The organism is Rathayibacter sp. SW19, assembly GCF_030866825.1.
Taxonomy (GTDB): Bacteria; Actinomycetota; Actinomycetes; order Actinomycetales; family Microbacteriaceae; genus Rathayibacter_A; species Rathayibacter_A soli.
On record NZ_CP133020.1, the window covers coordinates 1,863,800 to 1,880,753 of the forward strand.

Here is a 16,954-nt window from a genome sequence, read left to right on the forward strand (position 1 = left end):
ATATATTTTGCACGCGAATTGCATCTTGACACCGCTCGCAACGCGGAGCACGCTCAGCACGTAACGCACGAACGGCTGCCGAACGCGACAGCCGTGACGCGGGAAGGGGCGATCGGAAATGCCACAAGCAGACCTGGTTCTCGAGGGCGGCGGAGTGAAGGGGTCGGGCCTGGTCGGTGCGATCACCGCTCTCGCGACGGCGACGGAACCATACACCTTTGAGCGTGTTGCCGGCACGTCGGCCGGCGCGATCGTCGCTTCGTTCGTGGCAGCAGGCATGAGCGCCGCGGAGATCAAGACGACGATGGACAACCTCGACTTCTCCCAATTCGAAGACGAGCCGAAAGAGTTCGCGCACATCCCCCACCTCGGCGGAGCGCTCGGCCTCATCTTCCATGAGGGGATCTTCGTCGGTGATTTTCTGCATCAGTGGATCGCCCAGACACTCGAGAGTCACGGCATCCGCACCTGGGCAGACCTCAAGCAGGACGACCCGGGCAGTTCCCTGCCACCGGACCAGCGTTACAAGCTCGTCGTAATCGTTTCGGATGTCTCCCGCGGCCTCATGCTGAGACTTCCGTGGGATTACCGCGAGCTGCTCGGGGTCGACCCGGATCAGCAGCCCGTCGCCGATGCGGTGCGGGCGTCCGCGTCGATCCCGTTCTTTTTTCGACCCTTCCAGATCAAGGCCGACCCGGCGATCGTGCGCCACGCCGTGGTCGTCTGCACCGATGGCGGCATGCTGTCGAACTATCCGATCGACATCTTCGATCGTGATGACGGCCAGCCCGCGCGATGGCCGACGCTCGGCGTCAAACTCTCCGCCCGCAGCAATATGAGTTCGAGCACGTGGAATCCGGATGCTGACAACTTCCAGCTCGCGAAGTCTCTCCTGAGCACGATGCAAGATGCGCACGATCGCGTATACATTGCGGACCCGGCGTTCGCCTCCCGCACGATCTTCGTGGACACGACCGGCTACACAGCCACGGACTTCCACCTGACGGCGGCAGACAAAGCGAAGCTGTTCGGCAATGGGCTGGGCAGTGGCACGCGTTTCCTGCAGGCGTGGAACTGGGACACCTGGAAGCGCGGCGACTACAACGCGATCCTCTCGGCGACTGCGGCGGCGAAGGGGACAGCGACCGCAACAGAGTCTGTCCCAGCGGCCTGACCAAGCGTCGGGCCACCGAGCACCGTGCCACCGATTGCTGCGCCTGCAGTCGCGGCACCGCAGCGCGATATCGTGAACCCATGCCCCACCGTCGAAAACCGCTCTGGCGCTGGGAGCCGGCCGGCTACATCCTGTTGTTCCTGCTGCTGTTCGTCACAAGTGCGCTGCAGGTGACCGGGCCCGCCCTCGCCTTCTGGATCCTGGTTGCGCTGAGCGTCGTCGCCGCACTGGTCGTCGTGGCCGGCCTGTTCAGCCCGGGTGCGCGTGGCCGTCTCAATCCGGATGCGTATGGGAACCTGTCAACGCTGAACGGTTTGACCATCGTGCCGGCCCCGGCATCCGATGTTCCGCGCACGGTTGTCGCGGACAGCATCCGTCACCAGAATGCGATCGACGCAGCGGCAGCATTCGGCGGTGATTCACTCAGTGCTGTGCTCGTACCGCGCGCAACCCGCTGGCTCGGCCGACGCTATCGCGTGGCCGTGCACCTGATCGCCGGAGCGAACGCGCGCATCTTCCACGCCGGATTCCTACCGCTAGAACTCGGCGAAGAGTGGGATGCACTGTTGGTGCCATTGCGCGCAGACGGGCGCTATCTGCGAGTACCGGCGGCCGTCATCGGTGATCACCGGCCGTTCAGCGTCGAACTGGATCTGGGTAGTGTTGCCGCGGCGCTGAGGAAAGCGAACGAGCAGAGCGCGTGATCACGCGTGGCTGCGAATCGCCGTGGTGCCATCGAGTTCGTCAGTGGCGAGCAGAGCAGGGCTTCGACGGCCCGGGACGACGGTGCGGCCGCCTCGTTGGCTCCCAGGCTGAGAACGCGCGCTCTGCTAAGCTTGACGAGGTTAACTACGCGCTCAGAGACTGAACGCGCAGTCCTACCGTGCGGAGCAGGCTGGCAGGAAGCTGGTCCTCGGTGGTGGTATCCGGAAAGCGCAAGCGTCCGTGTCCTTCTACTGGTGGCCAGCATGAGCCGGATGGTTCAAGTTTTGCCTACTTCCCTGCTCCAAAAGTACACACCCGACTGCCACACGGGCAGTCGCGTTTCGCTCGCCGGAATGGCGAGGAAAACACTTAAGGAGTAAGACCTCAATGGAAGGTCCAGAAATCAAATACGCCGAGGCCGTTCTCGATAACGGTCGATTCGGCACGCGCACGGTCCGGTTCGAAACCGGTCGCCTGGCGCAGCAAGCACAGGGCGCCGTCGCGGCGTACCTGGATGAAGACACGATGCTGCTGAGCGCAACCAGCGCCGGCAAGCATCCGCGGGACGGTTTCGACTTCTTCCCGCTCACGGTGGATGTCGAAGAGCGTTCTTACGCCGCTGGGAAGATCCCCGGATCATTCTTCCGTCGCGAAGGCCGGCCTTCGACGGAGGCCATCCTGGTCTGCCGTCTGATCGACCGCCCGCTTCGCCCGTCTTTCGTCGAGGGGCTGCGCAACGAGGTGCAGATCGTCATCACCGTGCTGTCGATCGCGCCGGGCGAGTTCTACGACGCGCTCGCGATCAACGCGGCATCCGCGTCGACGCAGATCTCCGGTCTGCCGTTCTCCGGTCCGATCGGTGGCGTGCGTCTCGCCCTCATCCCCGGTTATGGAGCCGCGGCTGACCAGTGGATTGCGTTCCCGACTGCGTCGCAGCTGGAAGAGGCCGTGTTCGACATCACCGTCGCGGGCCGTCTTGTGACGGACTCGCACGGCCAGGAAGACGTCGCGATCATGATGGTCGAGGCGGAAGCCACCGAGCACAGCTGGAACCTGATCAAGGCCGGCGCCACCAAACCGAACGAAGAGGTCGTGGCCCAGGGCCTCGAGGCGGCGAAGCCGTTCCTCAAGCAGCTCGTCGACGCACAATCGCAGATGGCGGCACAATCGTCGAAGGCGATTCTCGACTTCCCGGTGTTTCCGCCCTACGAGCAAGCCACTTACGATGCGGTCGCCGGCTTCGCCTATGACGAGCTTGTGCAGGTCTACCAGATCGCGGAGAAGATCGCCCGCCAGGACGCCGATGATGCTCTGAAGTCCCGCACCAAGGACTTCATCGCAGGCAAGGTTGCTGCGGGCGAACTACCCGAAGGTGCCAACGCGCAGGTGTCGGCAGCGTACAAGTCCGTCACGAAGGTAGTCGTCCGCGGTCGCGTGCTGCGCGAAGGCATCCGCATGGACGGTCGTGGGCTTGCAGACATCCGCCCGCTCGACGCCGAGGTGCAGGTCATCCCGCGCGTGCACGGTTCGGCGATCTTCCAGCGCGGTGAGACCCAGATCCTGGGTGTCACCACGTTGAACATGCTGAAGATGGAGCAGCAGATCGACTCGCTGAGCCCGATCACGAAGAAGCGTTACCTGCACCACTACAACTTCCCGCCGTATTCGACCGGTGAGACCGGCCGTGTCGGCAGCCCGAAGCGTCGCGAGATCGGGCACGGCTTCCTCGCCGAGCGCGCGCTCGTGCCGGTGCTGCCGAGCCGTGAGGAGTTCCCGTACGCGATCCGCCAGGTGTCAGAGGCTCTCGGTTCCAACGGGTCGACGTCGATGGGTTCTGTTTGCGCTTCGACCCTGTCGCTGCTGAATGCGGGCGTGCCGCTGCGGGCACCCGTCGCCGGTATCGCGATGGGTCTGGTTTCAGACACGGTTGACGGTGAGACGCGCTACGCCGCGCTGACCGACATCCTGGGTGCTGAAGATGCTCTCGGCGACATGGACTTCAAGGTTGCAGGCACGAGTGAGTTCGTCACGGCGATCCAGCTGGACACGAAGCTCGCCGGTTTGCCGTCGTCGGTTCTGGCCGGCGCGCTGCAGCAGGCGAAGGATGCCCGCACGACGATCTTGTCGGTGCTGAACGCGGCGATCGATCAGCCGGATGAAATGGCTCCGACCGCGCCGCGCGTGATCTCGGTCAACATCCCGGTCGACAAGATCGGTGAGTTGATCGGCCCCAAGGGCAAGACGATCAACGCCATCCAGGACGAGACCGGCGCAGACATCTCGATCGAGGAAGACGGCACCGTGTACATCGGCGCGGTCGATGGACCCTCCGCCGAGGCGGCTCGCGCGCAGGTCAACGCCATCGCGAACCCGACGAACCCGGAGGTCGGCGAACAGTTCCTCGGAACCGTCGTCAAGATCGCCACGTTCGGTGCGTTCATCTCCTTGCTCCCGGGCAAGGACGGCCTGCTCCACATCTCCGAGGTGCGCAAGCTCGCCGGTGGTAAGCGTGTCGAGAATGTCGAAGACGTGCTCGGCGTCGGCCAGAAGATCCTGGTTGAGATCACCAAGATCGACGACCGCGGCAAGCTGTCACTGCAGCCGGTGATCGCCGACGAGGCGCCCGCAGCTGCTCCGGTCGAGGTTTCTGTAACCGAGTAGGTCACACAGGTCTCTCGGGTCGCCTCTCGCCAGGCGCGCCCGGGAGAGACAGGCCCGTTCTGCTTCGGCAGGCGGGCCTGTTTTGTTGGTGAAAGTTTCTGTTGCCATCAGATGCACCCGGGCATACCTTGTGACAATGATGAAGAGTTCTCAGAAAAGGCTTGGAATTGCATCACGCCTGAGCGCGCTGGCCATTGTGGCGGGGGCGCTCGTTATTGGGATGGTGGCCGCCCCGGCCAACGCCGCATCCGTCGACACGGTTTCGACAAGCGCTGCCTCGACAAGTGCTGCCTCGACAAGCGGCATATCCACCGCAGGTCTACAACGGACATCGTGGTTCACGTCGGCGGGCAACTACGTCGCACTCGGGGACTCCTTCACCTCCGGACAGGGCGCACCGCCTTATGACTCGGGCCCGTGTCTGCATTCGCGCTATGGGAGTTTCCCAACCATCGCGGCGGCAGTCAGCCGCTATCGCCTGACAGCGAATCTCGGATGCTCTGGTGCGACAACCGCTGACGTGGCCGCACTGCAGTTGCCGGCTGTTCCCGCGAACACCGCTCTCATCACGCTGACCGTGGGTGGCATCGACGCCGGCTCGGACGCTGTGCTGGCGGCCTGCGCGCCCGATCCGAGCGCTCCGGCGTGCGCCGCAGCGCTTGCGGCTGCAGCCGGAGCACTGCCCACGGTCGGCCCGAAGCTTGTGGTTCTCTACAGGGCGATCGCAGCACGGGCACCGAATGCAAAGATTCTTGTGCTGGGCTATCCTCACCTGTTCAACCCGGGAGTGCAGCCACCGCTCGGTGATGCTGTCAACACGGCGAGCGACGTGCTGAACAGTGTCATCGAAGGAGCCGTTGCAGCCGTCGGAAACTCACGAATCAGCTACGTCGACACGACGGCGGCCTTCGCCGGGCACGGCATCGGCTCGCGGCTGCCATACATAAATCTGACGACGGTTCCGCTGTTGGCCACGGCCAACTTCCACCCGAACTACCTCGGCAATCTGCTGGCTTACCCATGGGCGCTTGCCCCATACGGCCTGTAGCTAAGGCGGCAGGATGCCCGTCCCGCGTTCTGCGGACGGGCATCCGTCCGCACTATTAGCGGTACTCAGCGCCGGCGTCCTAGCGGTGTGACCACGAGAGCGTCACCGCCCGGTACGTAGCGAGCGCCTCTTGCCGTCCTGGCCCGGCGCGATTCGTTCTGGTGAGCCTGTGGTCCGTGAAAGTCATCTCAGTGTCCGCGCGGAGAGCGGCGAGGGCGTTCTTCTGCGCGGTCACGACCTGGTCGTTGGTCGAGACGCGCGCGTTAGCCGACGAGCAATTCGGCCATGCATTCTGCTGTAGCGTTTAGCCTGCCCTCACCGGGCACTTTCTCGGTCGGTCTTACGGGAATCGACGATCCAGTGACCGTTTCGATATCGCAAATGTGCGAAGCCGCCTGGACGTGTCCCGGTGGGCGTCCCGGTTACGGGCGCACCCACCTACGCGAAGATATCGGACTACTCTGGTTACTCGATAGAACCGGTGCTAGCCCAGCGCATCATGATCTTGCCGATGTGATTAGCGATGCATGTCACCGACTCCCATTACACCAGCATCCGTCCATGAGGATCGCGGACCGGGTCACCGAGGCGTATTGGTTCGGCAGCCCGGAGCCGCGACGGGTGCCGCCGGAAGTCGGCAAGCGTCTGGTGCGCAAGCTCCAGCTGTTAGACGCAGCAGCGGATTTGCAGGGCCTGAGACCTCGCCGTCGAATCGGCTCGAGAAGTTGCGCGGCGACCAGGCGCGCATCTCGCGGATCCTCGGCGACATCCAGCCGCTGAGTGTCTGAGAATGGCGTCTACCCACTGGCGGGCAACTCGGAGCTTCACAGCCGAGGCCGCGGGTCCGCCGGACTGTCGCGTCTGACCCAGCTGGCTGAACGGTGTCGAGGCTACTCGAAGTCGACGATGGTGGCGTAGAGCGGGTATGCCTTGCGCAGGATGCGCGATTCAGGAGCGATCACGAGCGTGTCGCCCGTGATCGCTGCGAAATCGACGGTGCCGGTCAGCGTGGCTTTCGTCAGAACAAACGGCAGGCTCGTGCCGGTGACGATGTCGAGACTGTCAAGAAGGCCGAAGTGCAGATGCGCCCCCGTTGACGGGCCGGTGTTGCCGAGCTTGCCGATCACATCGCCGGTCTTCACCTCGTCGCCGACATGCACGGTCACGCTGCCCGTCTGGAGGTGGGCGTAGAAGGCGTAGACGCCGTCGTCGATCTTGAGGATCACCGCGTTGCCGCCGAAACTCTCCTTTGATTCGGCGGCTTTGGGCTCGAACGGGGTCGACTCCGCAATACCGTCCACGGCCGACACGACCGTCCCGTCGGCAACGGCGAGCACGCTCGCACCGAAGCCATAGAACTCCTGGTTGGTGTTTCCGCTGCCGTCGTAGACGCGGTCGCCCTTCACTTTCGCCCAGTCGACCGCGAAGGTCTCAGGTGTCGCCACGCGTCGTCCGTTCACCGGCAGCCGAAGATCGCGGTGCAGATTGGGTGAACAGCACGCGCTGGTGGCAAGCCAGCCGTTCCCCGTGAGCGGGGGTGCGATCTGGACAGCCGAGGTCCGGTCGACCCGGACTGTGATGCCATCCACCTGGGTCCGCTCGACGATCACAGCATTGGGACCCGCGGGAAGCGTGTAGTCGATCTGATTGGACACGTGGGCGGGGACCGGCTTACCGGTTGGCAGCACCAGATCGACCTCCACTACGGCGGCTGCCGATGCGGCGATGACCGCGGACGACGTGCCAGCGAACAACGACTGGGTCGCGGCCGCGAGGCGCGCTCCGTCGACCTTCATCAGGTCGTGGCCATCGGGGTCGACCACGGTCACAGACGTCAGAGTGACCGGGCCGCTGAAACCGTTGTCGAGGCGCAGGTTGTACTCGACGTGATTCGCGCCGTCGCTTCCTCGCACGATCTGGGCGGTGTCCATCGACTCCACAAGCAGTGCCGTCACTGCGTAGGTCGCTGTCGGTGTCGGGCCCGCGGCCGCCGCCGTCGATTCGGGTGCTCCCGACGACGCCCCCGACCAACTCGTGCAGCCGGCGCACATCATCGCCAGCGCGATCACCGTGACTGCGAACATCGTTCGATTCCGGGCATGCACGGCATCAATGTACTCCCGCGGCAGCGCGGGCGTTCGTTCGGGGGGCGATCGAGCCGAAGCGCGACGACCGCGATACGGCTCCACCGACATCACGGGCGGGCCATACCCAGCGTGGTGAATCGGGCGTGTCCGGGCAACGCTGGTTCCGGACGCCGCGTAGGCAAAAGACGTCCAGGCCGCCGCCGGTCGCCTGGCCGACGGCGGCAGACGTCAGAGACAGACGGAGGACATCATGACGGCATCGTCGCTGCACGTGGACCTGCTGGTCATCGGTTGGGGAAAGGCGGGCAAAACGCTCGCCAAGCGCTACGCCGCCACTGGAAAGACCGTTGCGCGGGTCGAACGATGCAGGTATTTTCGCTTCCTCGATCGGTTAGTACCTGAAGCGGACGTAACGGAGGAACTCACCTCCGGAGCATCCCATGAACGATTCCAACACAAATGGCTCTGTCCCCAGCAGGTTCCAGCTACGGGCAGCCTCCTGGGCCGAAAAGTGGTCTCAATTACGCCGGCCTGAGTGGTCGAGATCCTGCCTGCTGATCGTCAGGCTTGCGCCTGGCTGAGCCGGCACCGCGGTCACACCCGCCCCGGACGCGGGTGTTTTGGTGGAGTAGCGTAGGCCGGCCGTGATGTTTCTTGGCACTGAAACCGCTGTGCTGCTATTGGTTTGCTGGTGTGGTTTCCGGTGGCAATGGGGTTGGTGTGAGCGGGGCCGGCGTGGTGTTCGGTGTCTTTCTGATGGTTGTGATGATGTTGTGAATCGAGTTGGTGACCAGTTCAGGTTGGTAGAGGTGAATGTAGTGACTGGCGTTGGTCTTCGTGACCCAGGTGTCGCCGGGGAACAGGGCGGCTAGCCGGGCTTGCGCCTTGCCTTGCGCGGACCACAGTGCCGCCGACAGGGAACCGGGCAGACCGAGCGACTCCACGACCTGGGCCGTGATTGGCCAGATGTCTGCGCTCAGTACGGTCACTGGCACGGTGGGGGCCGTAGCTGTGCGCAACTGGGCGAACGTCGCCTCCAAGTTCAGGTTTTCGGCGCCGGCCGGGGTTTTCTGCACCTCTGGAGAGTTCAGTTTTTCGAAGTCCGCCACCTGTGCGGGCGATAGGTAGTCTGTCAAGTATTCAGACAGGGCGTCAACCAGAACCAGCCCCGCCATTTGGTCCGGATGCGCGTCGGCATACATCCGCACGACATCGCCACCGTAGGACTGCCCGACCAGAAGGAATGGTGCGTGTTCGCCGGAGGCTTTCAACAGGACGGCAAGGTCGGCTGCCGAACCTGCCGCGGTGACCGGTTGGCGCACGGGAGTAGAAGCGGTCTCCTGGTATCCTCCCGACGGCGTTGGACTGGACGTGCCGGGTCGGTCGTAGGCACACACCCGCGTGAACCGGCCGACCTGCGGGTAGACCGCTTCCGGGCTGGGCGCCAACGAATCGCCTGTGGGCAACACCGCCCAATTCGACGCACGCTCACCCATACCGGACGCAAGGACAACGATCGGCCTGCCGCTGCCATGACATTGCAGATACATGCTGCGGTCGTGGCCGATGCCCACCAACCCTGAACACACAGTGTCCGCGCACGCGTATGGATGCGACGACGCCGTTGTCACAGTCGCTTGCCCCGTGGTGGCAGTGGTCGTCACCGGTGCCGCCCGACTCCCACCAGTGCACCCGGTGACCCCTGCGACCACCACCGCAACCAAGACGACAGCCGATGCGAAACGCATCCGTCCGCGGACGGATCGCGCAACATGCAGGGGCATGTGCTCACTGTAACGCGACAGAAACCGTCAAATTGAAGTGGCCCCCTCTTCGCCATACTCCTGACGCAGGCCGGGGTGCGTCAGGGTAGGCCTCCCAACGCCATGAAAACCGGCGCGATCAACGTTCCGCTTACGAAAGCGCTTGCGATTCACCGTTCGAGTACTTTGGGAGCGTGATCGACTACACACAGATCTCCACGCTTTCGAGCTATGTGCTCGAGGAAAGCTACTTTCTTGAGGTGATCGAGAGCCGTGGCAAGGTTGAGCTGAAGGCCGACCTCGTTTTAGCTCGAGATCATCCCGACCTACTGCCTGCGAGAGCTGGTGAATGGGCCCGCTACCCTGAAGGCGTAATCCGGTTCACCGGCGTCAAGGATTTTCTCTGGACTGACCGCACAAAACAGGCGGTGGACGCGGACGGGACAAGATCCTGGGACGGGGTTGACAAGTTCACCCAACAATGTCAGACGTATACCTTGGAGGGCGACTTCGGTCGCATGATGATCGTCGCCGACCTCGTCGAATGCGAGCTAACCGGTCCTGCGTAAGCCACTCTTGGCGCGTCTTTGTTGACGATCGCTGTGCGACGGAGAATTCTCGATAGAGGTTCCTTGGGTTCGAGCGGTCCTTGCAACACTGGCGGAATGGGGTGTTCGAGGATGTTGATTGTCTCTTCGAGTGCGGCGAGGTCATCAGCCGAGCTCAGAACGGCGGCAGTGTGCCCATGCCGCGTGATGGTGACGCGATCATGAGTTCGTTCGACTTCCGAGACGTACTCCGACAGGTGGTCTTTGGCTTCGCCCAGTGGAACGGTAGTCATGACCTCGATCTAGGCCAAAAGTATGGCTAATCATGTCCAGCGAATGCGACAGCGGGCATCCGCCTGCACCACTGAAGCACTCAGTCGCGACGCGGCCCGCGGTCGAGCAGAGGACCCACCCGGAACGGGATCAACTCGCCCATGTCGAGCGACGTCTCGGTGCGCTCGACCCCGTCGCACGCAAGGATCATGCCGTTGACCCTGAACAGCTCATCGGTGTCGGCGCAGACAACCCGCACAATCAGGTCGGACGGCCCACTGACGCCGTGCGCCTGCACGATTTCGGGGATGCGCGACAGTTCCTGCACGATCGCGGCGAGCTTCTGCTGCTGCACGTGGACCGCAATGAACGCGGCAAGCGGATAGCCGAGCGCCTCTGGATTGATGCGGCGGTCGAACGGCAGGAACACGTTCGAGCGCTCCAGGGCGGCCATTCGCGCCTGCACGGTGTTGCGGGAGAGCCCGAGGGTGTCTGCGAGCGCGACGACCGTGCTGCGCGGCTCGTCCGTGAGGGCGGCGAGCAGCCGAAGGTCGGTGGCATCCGGGTTGGGCATGATGCGAAACTTTAGCACGGCGCTTCAGCCTGAGATAGTGCACATTGCTCAGTCGACACGCCGGTGATTGTGCGCACTGCACTTCAGACGTAACCTGAGAGTAATTCTGGCAAGGATGCTGGAAGCGAGTCGGTCGGCCACAAGCCAGATCAACTCGACACCGAGACAAAGGTGGCGTGCGATGATGCCGGGTGCCCGTCAAGGAGCAGAACTCCTTACTCGAGAAGAAAACTTGATCCAGTTGTTGACGCCGTCAGGCGTGCGACTGAGTGATCCGGACTACGATCCGTGGGTCGCCGACGTCTTCGGCGAGCAACTCGCCTCGCTCTACGAGGACATGGTCGTCGTGCGTCGCATCGACACAGAGGCGACCGCGTTGCAACGGCAGGGGCAGTTGGGGCTGTGGGCTCCTCTGCGCGGCCAGGAAGCCGCGCAGATCGGCTCGGCGCACGCGCTGCGCAGCGACGACTTCGTATTCTCCAGCTATCGCGAAAACGGTGTCGCCTACGTGCGCGGCGTCGACCTCACAGACTTACTGCGCGTGTGGCGCGGCTCGGTCTTCTCCGGCTGGAACCCGTACGACATCAACATGGCGACGCCGTCCATCATCATCGGCACCCAAACACTGCACGCGGTCGGTTACGCTCTCGGTTGCCAGTTCGACGGTGTCGATTCTGCGGCGATTGCATACTTCGGCGATGGGGCAACGAGCGAGGGCGACACGAATGAGGCCCTGATCTTCGCCGCGACCTATAAGGCGCCCGTCGTGTTTTTCTGCCAGAACAACCACTGGGCCATTTCAGAACCAGTTGGGCTTCAGGCGCAGACGCCGATCGCCGATCGTGCACCGGGGTTCGGCATCCCGAGCATGCGAGTTGACGGCAACGACGTGCTCGCAGTGCTCGCAGCGACCCGCATCGCGCTTGAGCGTGCACGCAAGGGTGACGGCCCCACGTTCATTGAAGCGGTCACCTACCGCATGGGCCCGCACACCACCTCTGACGATCCGACCCGCTATCGCAGCAAGGAGGAGCTCGCCGACTGGGCCGAGAAGGACCCGATCGAGCGGGTCGGATCCCTCCTCACGTCTCTCGGCATGATGACGGACGAATTTAGCGCGCGCATCACCGCGAAAGCGGATGCCGTCGCCGCCGAAATGCGCGCAGGATGCCTCGCAATGACCAAGCCAGAGCCGCTCACCGTGTTCGACAACGTTTTCACAGAGCCGACGACCTGGCTCGATCGGCAGAAGAGCCAGTATGCCGCCTATCTGCAGCAATTCGGCGGCGAGCAGTCATGACCGCTACGGAAATGACCCTCGCCAAGGCGCTCACCGCGGGCTTGCACGATGAGCTCGCCGCCGACGACAAAGTGGTACTGCTCGGTGAGGACATCGGTAAACTCGGCGGTGTATTCCGGGTCACGGACGGTCTGCAGAAGGAATTCGGCGAGCGGCGGGTGATCGATACGCCACTGGCCGAGTCCGGCATCATCGGCACGGCGGTCGGGCTGGCCTATCGCGGCTACCGGCCGGTGTGCGAGATTCAGTTCGACGGGTTCATCTTCCCGGGGTTCGATCAGATCGTGACTCAGGTCGCGAAGATGCACTACCGCACTGCGGGTGCCGTTCGGATGCCGATCACGATCCGCGTGCCGTTCGGCGGCGGCATCCGTTCGGTCGAGCACCACTCCGAATCGCCGGAGGCCTATTTCGTGCACACGTCCGGTCTGCGCGTGATCAGCTGCTCGAATCCACAGGACGCGTACGTGATGATCCGCCAGGCGATCCAGGCCGACGACCCTGTGCTCTTCTTCGAGCCCAAGCGCCGCTACTGGACGAAGGCTCCTGTCGAGCCGATCCTGCCGGCGGATGCGCCGAGCTTCGAGGCGGCGCGCGTCGTGACAGCGGGTACCGATGTCACGCTCGTTGCATACGGCCCACTCGTGATGACGGCGAAGGATGCTGCGGTTGCCGCAGCGGACGAGGGCATCTCGGTCGAGGTCATCGACTTGCGCTCACTGTCGCCGGTCGATTTCGCAACAGTGGAAGCATCCGTTCGCAAGACCGGCCGGTTGGTGATCACCCACGAGGCGCAACAGTTCGGCGGAGTCGGCGCCGAGATCGCCGCGAGCATCACGGAGCGCTGTTTCGAGTACCTGGAGGCGGCCCCTGCACGGGTGACCGGGTTCGACGTGCCCTACCCGCCCGCAGAACTCGAAGACGAATACCTGCCGAACCTCGACCGCATCCTCGACGCCGTCGACCGCGTGCTCGGCCGGCACAATTCACTGAGCAACTGGCGCCCTGCCGGCGACGGTGTCGCAAGCAATTCCGGCAGCAGGAGCCACAGCGCATGAGCGTGTTGAAAGAATTCGCTTTGCCCGACCTCGGTGAGGGCCTGACCGAGTCGGAGATCGTTTCCTGGCACGTCGCCGTCGGCGACACCGTGGCCCTGAATCAGATCATCGCTGAGGTCGAGACCGCGAAGGCACTCGTCGAGTTGCCATCGCCGTTCGCCGGCGTTGTCAGCCAACTGTATGCAGAGCCCGGAGCGACCGTCCAGGTTGGTGCTCCGATCGTCGCATTCGAGATCGACGACGACTCAGCGCCGGACGGGGGCAGCTCCAAACCGTCGGATGCTGCCAGCCAAGCGGATGCCGCTGCCAGCGTTGCGACCGTGCCAGCGAGCGCCGCTGCAGGACGACAGGCAGTGCTGGTCGGCTACGGGCCCGCGATCGAGACGGGTGAGCGGCCGCGACGCCGTGCGCGCGGCGGCGGCCCCGTGACGCCGACAGCGCCTGCCACCGAGCCTGTTGCCACGCCGGCTGCCGGTCCGGCACAGCAGTCGGCCGAGCGCCCGCGGTCCACGCCGCCGGTGCGCGCGCTCGCCCGCGATCTCGGCGTTGATCTCACTCTCGTCACCGGAACGGGGGAGCGTGGGCTGATCACCCGGGCAGATGTTGAGGCATTTTCTGCAGCATCCGGATCGGCGGTCGCGGCCGTCCAGCAGCGCGCAATCGGCGACCGTGCGGAAACTGCCCTGCACCGCGGCGGTGATCGCCCGCGTGAGACGCGCATGACGGTCAGCGGCGTCCGCAAACACACGGCCGCGGCGATGGTCGCGAGTGCGTTCACAGCGCCGCACGTCACGGAGTTCCTGACCGTCGACGTCACGCCGACGATGGAACTGCTTGATTCGTTGAAGGCCCGGCGCGAGTTTCGTGACGCACGCATCAACATCCTCACGATGGTGGCGAAGGCATTGTGCATCGCCGTCGCTCGAACACCGGCGGTCAACTCCCACTGGGTGGAATCCGCATCGGAGACCCCAGCCGAGATCGTGCAGTACGGCTACGTCAATCTGGGCATCGCGGCGGCGACGCCCCGGGGACTGCTCGTACCGAACATTTCGGATGCCGAGCAACTGACCCTGCTCGAACTCGCTGCGGCGCTCGGCGAATTGACGGCGACTGCGCGCGCCGGACACACCGCTCCCGCCCAGTTGACCGGCGGAACGATCACGATTACGAACGTCGGAGTCTTCGGTGTCGATGCCGGGACGCCGATCCTCAATCCCGGCGAGGCCGCGATCCTTGCGATGGGTGCCGTGCGCAGGCAACCGTGGGAGTATCGCGGTGAGATCGCGCTGCGCCAGGTGATGACCTTGAGCCTCTCGTTCGACCACCGCATGGTCGACGGTGAACAGGGCTCGCGATTCCTGGCCGACATCGGTGCGATCCTGGCTGAACCGGGCTTCGCGTTGACCATGGTCTAGTCGGCGCGTCACGCCGGGGCGGTCAGCGCGGCGAGCGCCAATTGCTCCAGGATCGACCCGACCAGCTCGGGGGAGAGTTGCGCGGCGCCGGAGCCGGGCGCGTGCGCGCTGTGCGGCGTGGAGTTGATCAGACCGAAGACGGCGTGAGCTCTGATCCGCAACTGCGAGGCATCCGTTTCCGGGTGTAAGCGCGTCAGCACGCGTACCCACAATTCGACATACATGCGCTGTAGCGTGCGCACCGCGATCCGGTCGGCATCGGTCAGGCTGGCCAGATCGCGATCCTGCACACGGATGACGTCAGGGTTGTCCAACGCGAAGTCCACATGGAATTGCACCAATCCGCGCAGCGCGTCGGCCGCGGTGTGTGAAGCGGCAATCACCGTTTCGCCGCCGGAGAGCAGGTTCTGGCTGACGCCCACGAGGATGGCCCCGAGCACCGCCTGCTTGCCGGAAAAGTGACGGTACACGGCCGGTCCGCTGACGCCGGCCGCCGCGCCGAGGTCTTCGAGCGAAACGCCGTTGAAACCGTGTTCAGCGAAGAGTGTGGCTGCCGCGTCGAGCAAGGCGTTTCGTCGGTCTGCCTTCGCTTGACTGCGCTGGGTGGGCAGATCGTTCACCGTCCCCGTCATCGCGTCTCCTCTCGGTGACCTCCACTATAGACAACTCAGTTAACACACGCTAACGTGGTTTGAGTTATTAACCCCTAACCGAAATTGACGTGCAAACATTGTCATGCACACACTGATATCGACCGCGGATGCCGCGGATCCGACCTTCGTCGCCAATGAAACGCAGCAGCGTGAGTTGGTGACCCAGCTGCGACAGCGTCTGGCGGCGACCGCATTGGGCGGCCCTGAGCGCTCGCGCGACCGCCACGTTGCGCGCGGCAAACTCCTGCCGCGCGCACGCATCGACGAACTTCTCGATGTCGCCAGCCCTTTCTTAGAAATTGCGCCGCTGGCGGCCAACGGCCTGTACAAGGACGACAGCCCCGGTGCGGGCCTGATCACGGGCATCGGTCTCGTGCACGGGCGACACGTGCTCATCGTCTGCAATGACGCGACCGTCAAGGGTGGCACGTATTACCCGCTGACGGTGAAGAAGCATCTGCGAGCGCAAGAAATCGCAATCGAGAATCGGCTTCCGTGCGTTTACCTGGTGGATTCCGGGGGTGCGTTCCTGCCGGAACAGGATGAGGTGTTTCCCGACCGCGACGACTTCGGGCGCATCTTCTTCAACCAGGCGCGGATGTCAGCCGCGAAGATTCCGCAGATCGCGGCCGTGCTCGGCTCGTGCACGGCCGGTGGGGCATATGTGCCCGCAATGAGCGACGAGACCGTGATCGTGCGCAATCAGGGCACCATCTTCCTCGGCGGCCCGCCCCTGGTCAAGGCGGCGATCGGCGAGATAGTCACAGCAGAAGAACTCGGAGGGGGCGACCTGCATTCGCGAGTCTCCGGCGTGACCGACCATTTGGCCGAAAGCGACGAGCACGCGTTGAGCATCGTCCGCGACATCGTCTCGACACTTCCTGCCGAACCCGCTCCGGTGTGGGACATTGCCCCCGAGGTGCCACCGGCCCTTGATGAGAAGGAACTCTACGGCGTTGTGCCTGTGGACGTGCAAGCCCCATACGACGTGCGTGAGGTGATCGGGCGACTGGTCGACGGCAGCGAGTTCCACGAGTTCAAAAAGGAATATGGCACGACTCTTGTGACCGGATTCGCCCGGTTGCACGGGCATCCGGTCGGCATCGTTGCTAACAATGGCGTGCTGTTCAGCGAGTCTGCCCTGAAGGGCGCCCATTTCATTGAACTGTGCGATCAGCGCGGCGTGCCATTGATCTTTCTGCAGAACATTTCCGGCTTCATGGTCGGCCGCGACTACGAGGCGGGCGGCATCGCGAAGCACGGCGCCAAGATGGTCACCGCCGTCGCCACAACCAGAGTGCCGAAGCTCACCGTGGTGATCGGCGGGTCGTTCGGTGCCGGCAACTATTCGATGTGCGGGCGAGCTTACTCACCACGCTTCCTCTGGATGTGGCCTGCCGCCCGGATCTCCGTAATGGGCGGGGCGCAAGCAGCGTCGGTGCTCGCCACGATTCGTCGAGAGCGTTTCGATTCACACGGTGAAGACTGGTCGGCCGCTGATGAGGCCGCGTTCAAGGCACCCATCATCGAGCAGTACGAGCGGCAGGGAAGTCCCTACTACTCGACCGCTCGACTGTGGGACGACGGGATCATCGACCCAGCGGACACCCGCACCGTGCTCGGCCTCGCCCTGGACGTCTGCTCGCGATCGCCGCTGCCCGACACCGCCTTCGGCCTGTTCAGGATGTGATC

15 protein-coding genes are annotated in these 16,954 nt (G+C 64.0%); 10 read left to right on the plus strand and 5 right to left on the minus strand.

The window, feature by feature from the left end:
• Positions 1 to 118 precede the first annotated feature (118 nt).
• From QU604_RS08445 to QU604_RS08460, 4 genes are all read left to right on the plus strand, one after another.
• The gene (locus tag QU604_RS08445) at positions 119 to 1,174 is read left to right on the plus strand and encodes a patatin-like phospholipase family protein (RefSeq protein ID WP_308468364.1); all 1,056 of its coding nucleotides are present in this window, start codon (positions 119 to 121) and stop codon (positions 1,172 to 1,174) included.
• Positions 1,175 to 1,254: 80 nt separating this feature from the next.
• Positions 1,255 to 1,878, plus strand: coding sequence for a hypothetical protein (locus QU604_RS08450; RefSeq protein ID WP_308468365.1), 624 nt, complete (start codon positions 1,255 to 1,257; stop codon positions 1,876 to 1,878).
• A 388-nt stretch (positions 1,879 to 2,266) separates the two neighbouring features.
• Positions 2,267 to 4,540, plus strand: a complete 2,274-nt coding sequence (locus QU604_RS08455) for a polyribonucleotide nucleotidyltransferase (RefSeq protein ID WP_308468366.1) — start codon at positions 2,267 to 2,269, stop codon at positions 4,538 to 4,540.
• Between the two features lie 136 nt (positions 4,541 to 4,676).
• On the plus strand, positions 4,677 to 5,588 hold the full coding sequence (locus QU604_RS08460; RefSeq protein WP_308468367.1) for an SGNH/GDSL hydrolase family protein: 912 nt from the start codon (positions 4,677 to 4,679) through the stop codon (positions 5,586 to 5,588).
• A gap of 890 nt (positions 5,589 to 6,478) precedes the next feature.
• On the opposite strand, the gene QU604_RS08465 is transcribed toward QU604_RS08460, so the two are convergent.
• Positions 6,479 to 7,672: a M23 family metallopeptidase gene (locus QU604_RS08465; protein ID WP_308468368.1), complete on the minus strand. Its 1,194-nt coding sequence runs from the start codon at positions 7,670 to 7,672 to the stop codon at positions 6,479 to 6,481.
• A 253-nt stretch (positions 7,673 to 7,925) separates the two neighbouring features.
• Between QU604_RS08465 and QU604_RS08470 the strand changes: the two genes are divergently transcribed.
• Positions 7,926 to 8,210 carry a hypothetical protein gene (locus tag QU604_RS08470; RefSeq protein WP_308468369.1) on the plus strand — a complete coding sequence of 95 codons (285 nt, stop codon included), beginning with the start codon at positions 7,926 to 7,928 and terminating at the stop codon, positions 8,208 to 8,210.
• 142 nt (positions 8,211 to 8,352) lie between these two features.
• Here QU604_RS08470 and QU604_RS08475 read toward each other — a convergent pair whose 3' ends face one another.
• On the minus strand, positions 8,353 to 9,459 hold the full coding sequence (locus tag QU604_RS08475; RefSeq protein ID WP_308468370.1) for an alpha/beta fold hydrolase: 1,107 nt from the start codon (positions 9,457 to 9,459) through the stop codon (positions 8,353 to 8,355).
• Positions 9,460 to 9,632: 173 nt separating this feature from the next.
• Here QU604_RS08475 and QU604_RS08480 point away from each other — a divergent pair, with 173 nt between their 5' ends.
• Positions 9,633 to 10,007, plus strand: a complete 375-nt coding sequence (locus QU604_RS08480) for a hypothetical protein (RefSeq protein ID WP_308469028.1) — start codon at positions 9,633 to 9,635, stop codon at positions 10,005 to 10,007.
• Here the strand turns inward: QU604_RS08480 and QU604_RS08485 are convergent.
• Together QU604_RS08485 and QU604_RS08490 are read right to left on the minus strand one after the other, a co-directional pair.
• Positions 9,923 to 10,279, minus strand: coding sequence for a type II toxin-antitoxin system Phd/YefM family antitoxin (locus QU604_RS08485; RefSeq protein ID WP_308468371.1), 357 nt, complete (start codon positions 10,277 to 10,279; stop codon positions 9,923 to 9,925). The two genes, QU604_RS08480 and QU604_RS08485, sit on opposite strands and share 85 nt — an antisense overlap.
• 80 nt (positions 10,280 to 10,359) lie before the next feature.
• Positions 10,360 to 10,833 (minus strand): Lrp/AsnC family transcriptional regulator, encoded by a 474-nt coding sequence (locus QU604_RS08490; protein WP_308468372.1) that lies wholly within the window; start codon positions 10,831 to 10,833, stop codon positions 10,360 to 10,362.
• A 181-nt stretch (positions 10,834 to 11,014) separates the two neighbouring features.
• On the opposite strand from QU604_RS08490, the gene pdhA reads away from it, so the two are divergent.
• From pdhA to QU604_RS08505, 3 genes are read left to right on the plus strand one after another with little or no spacing between them, the layout of a single operon-like run.
• On the plus strand, positions 11,015 to 12,133 hold the full coding sequence (gene pdhA, locus QU604_RS08495; RefSeq protein ID WP_308468373.1) for a pyruvate dehydrogenase (acetyl-transferring) E1 component subunit alpha: 1,119 nt from the start codon (positions 11,015 to 11,017) through the stop codon (positions 12,131 to 12,133).
• Positions 12,130 to 13,191, plus strand: coding sequence for an alpha-ketoacid dehydrogenase subunit beta (locus tag QU604_RS08500; protein WP_308468374.1), 1,062 nt, complete (start codon positions 12,130 to 12,132; stop codon positions 13,189 to 13,191). Before pdhA ends, QU604_RS08500 begins: the two co-directional genes overlap by 4 nt.
• Complete coding sequence (locus tag QU604_RS08505; protein WP_308468375.1) at positions 13,188 to 14,609, plus strand: dihydrolipoamide acetyltransferase family protein; 1,422 nt, start codon at positions 13,188 to 13,190, stop codon at positions 14,607 to 14,609. The genes QU604_RS08500 and QU604_RS08505 overlap by 4 nt, the downstream gene beginning before the upstream one ends.
• 8 nt (positions 14,610 to 14,617) lie before the next feature.
• Here QU604_RS08505 and QU604_RS08510 read toward each other — a convergent pair whose 3' ends face one another.
• A complete protein-coding gene (locus QU604_RS08510) occupies positions 14,618 to 15,241 on the minus strand; it encodes an SACE_7040 family transcriptional regulator (protein ID WP_308468377.1) in 624 nt (207 codons plus the stop codon).
• A gap of 103 nt (positions 15,242 to 15,344) precedes the next feature.
• Between QU604_RS08510 and QU604_RS08515 the strand changes: the two genes are divergently transcribed.
• Entirely contained in the window at positions 15,345 to 16,952 is a 1,608-nt protein-coding gene (locus QU604_RS08515; protein ID WP_308468378.1) for a carboxyl transferase domain-containing protein, read from the plus strand.
• Positions 16,953 to 16,954: the final 2 nt, after the last annotated feature.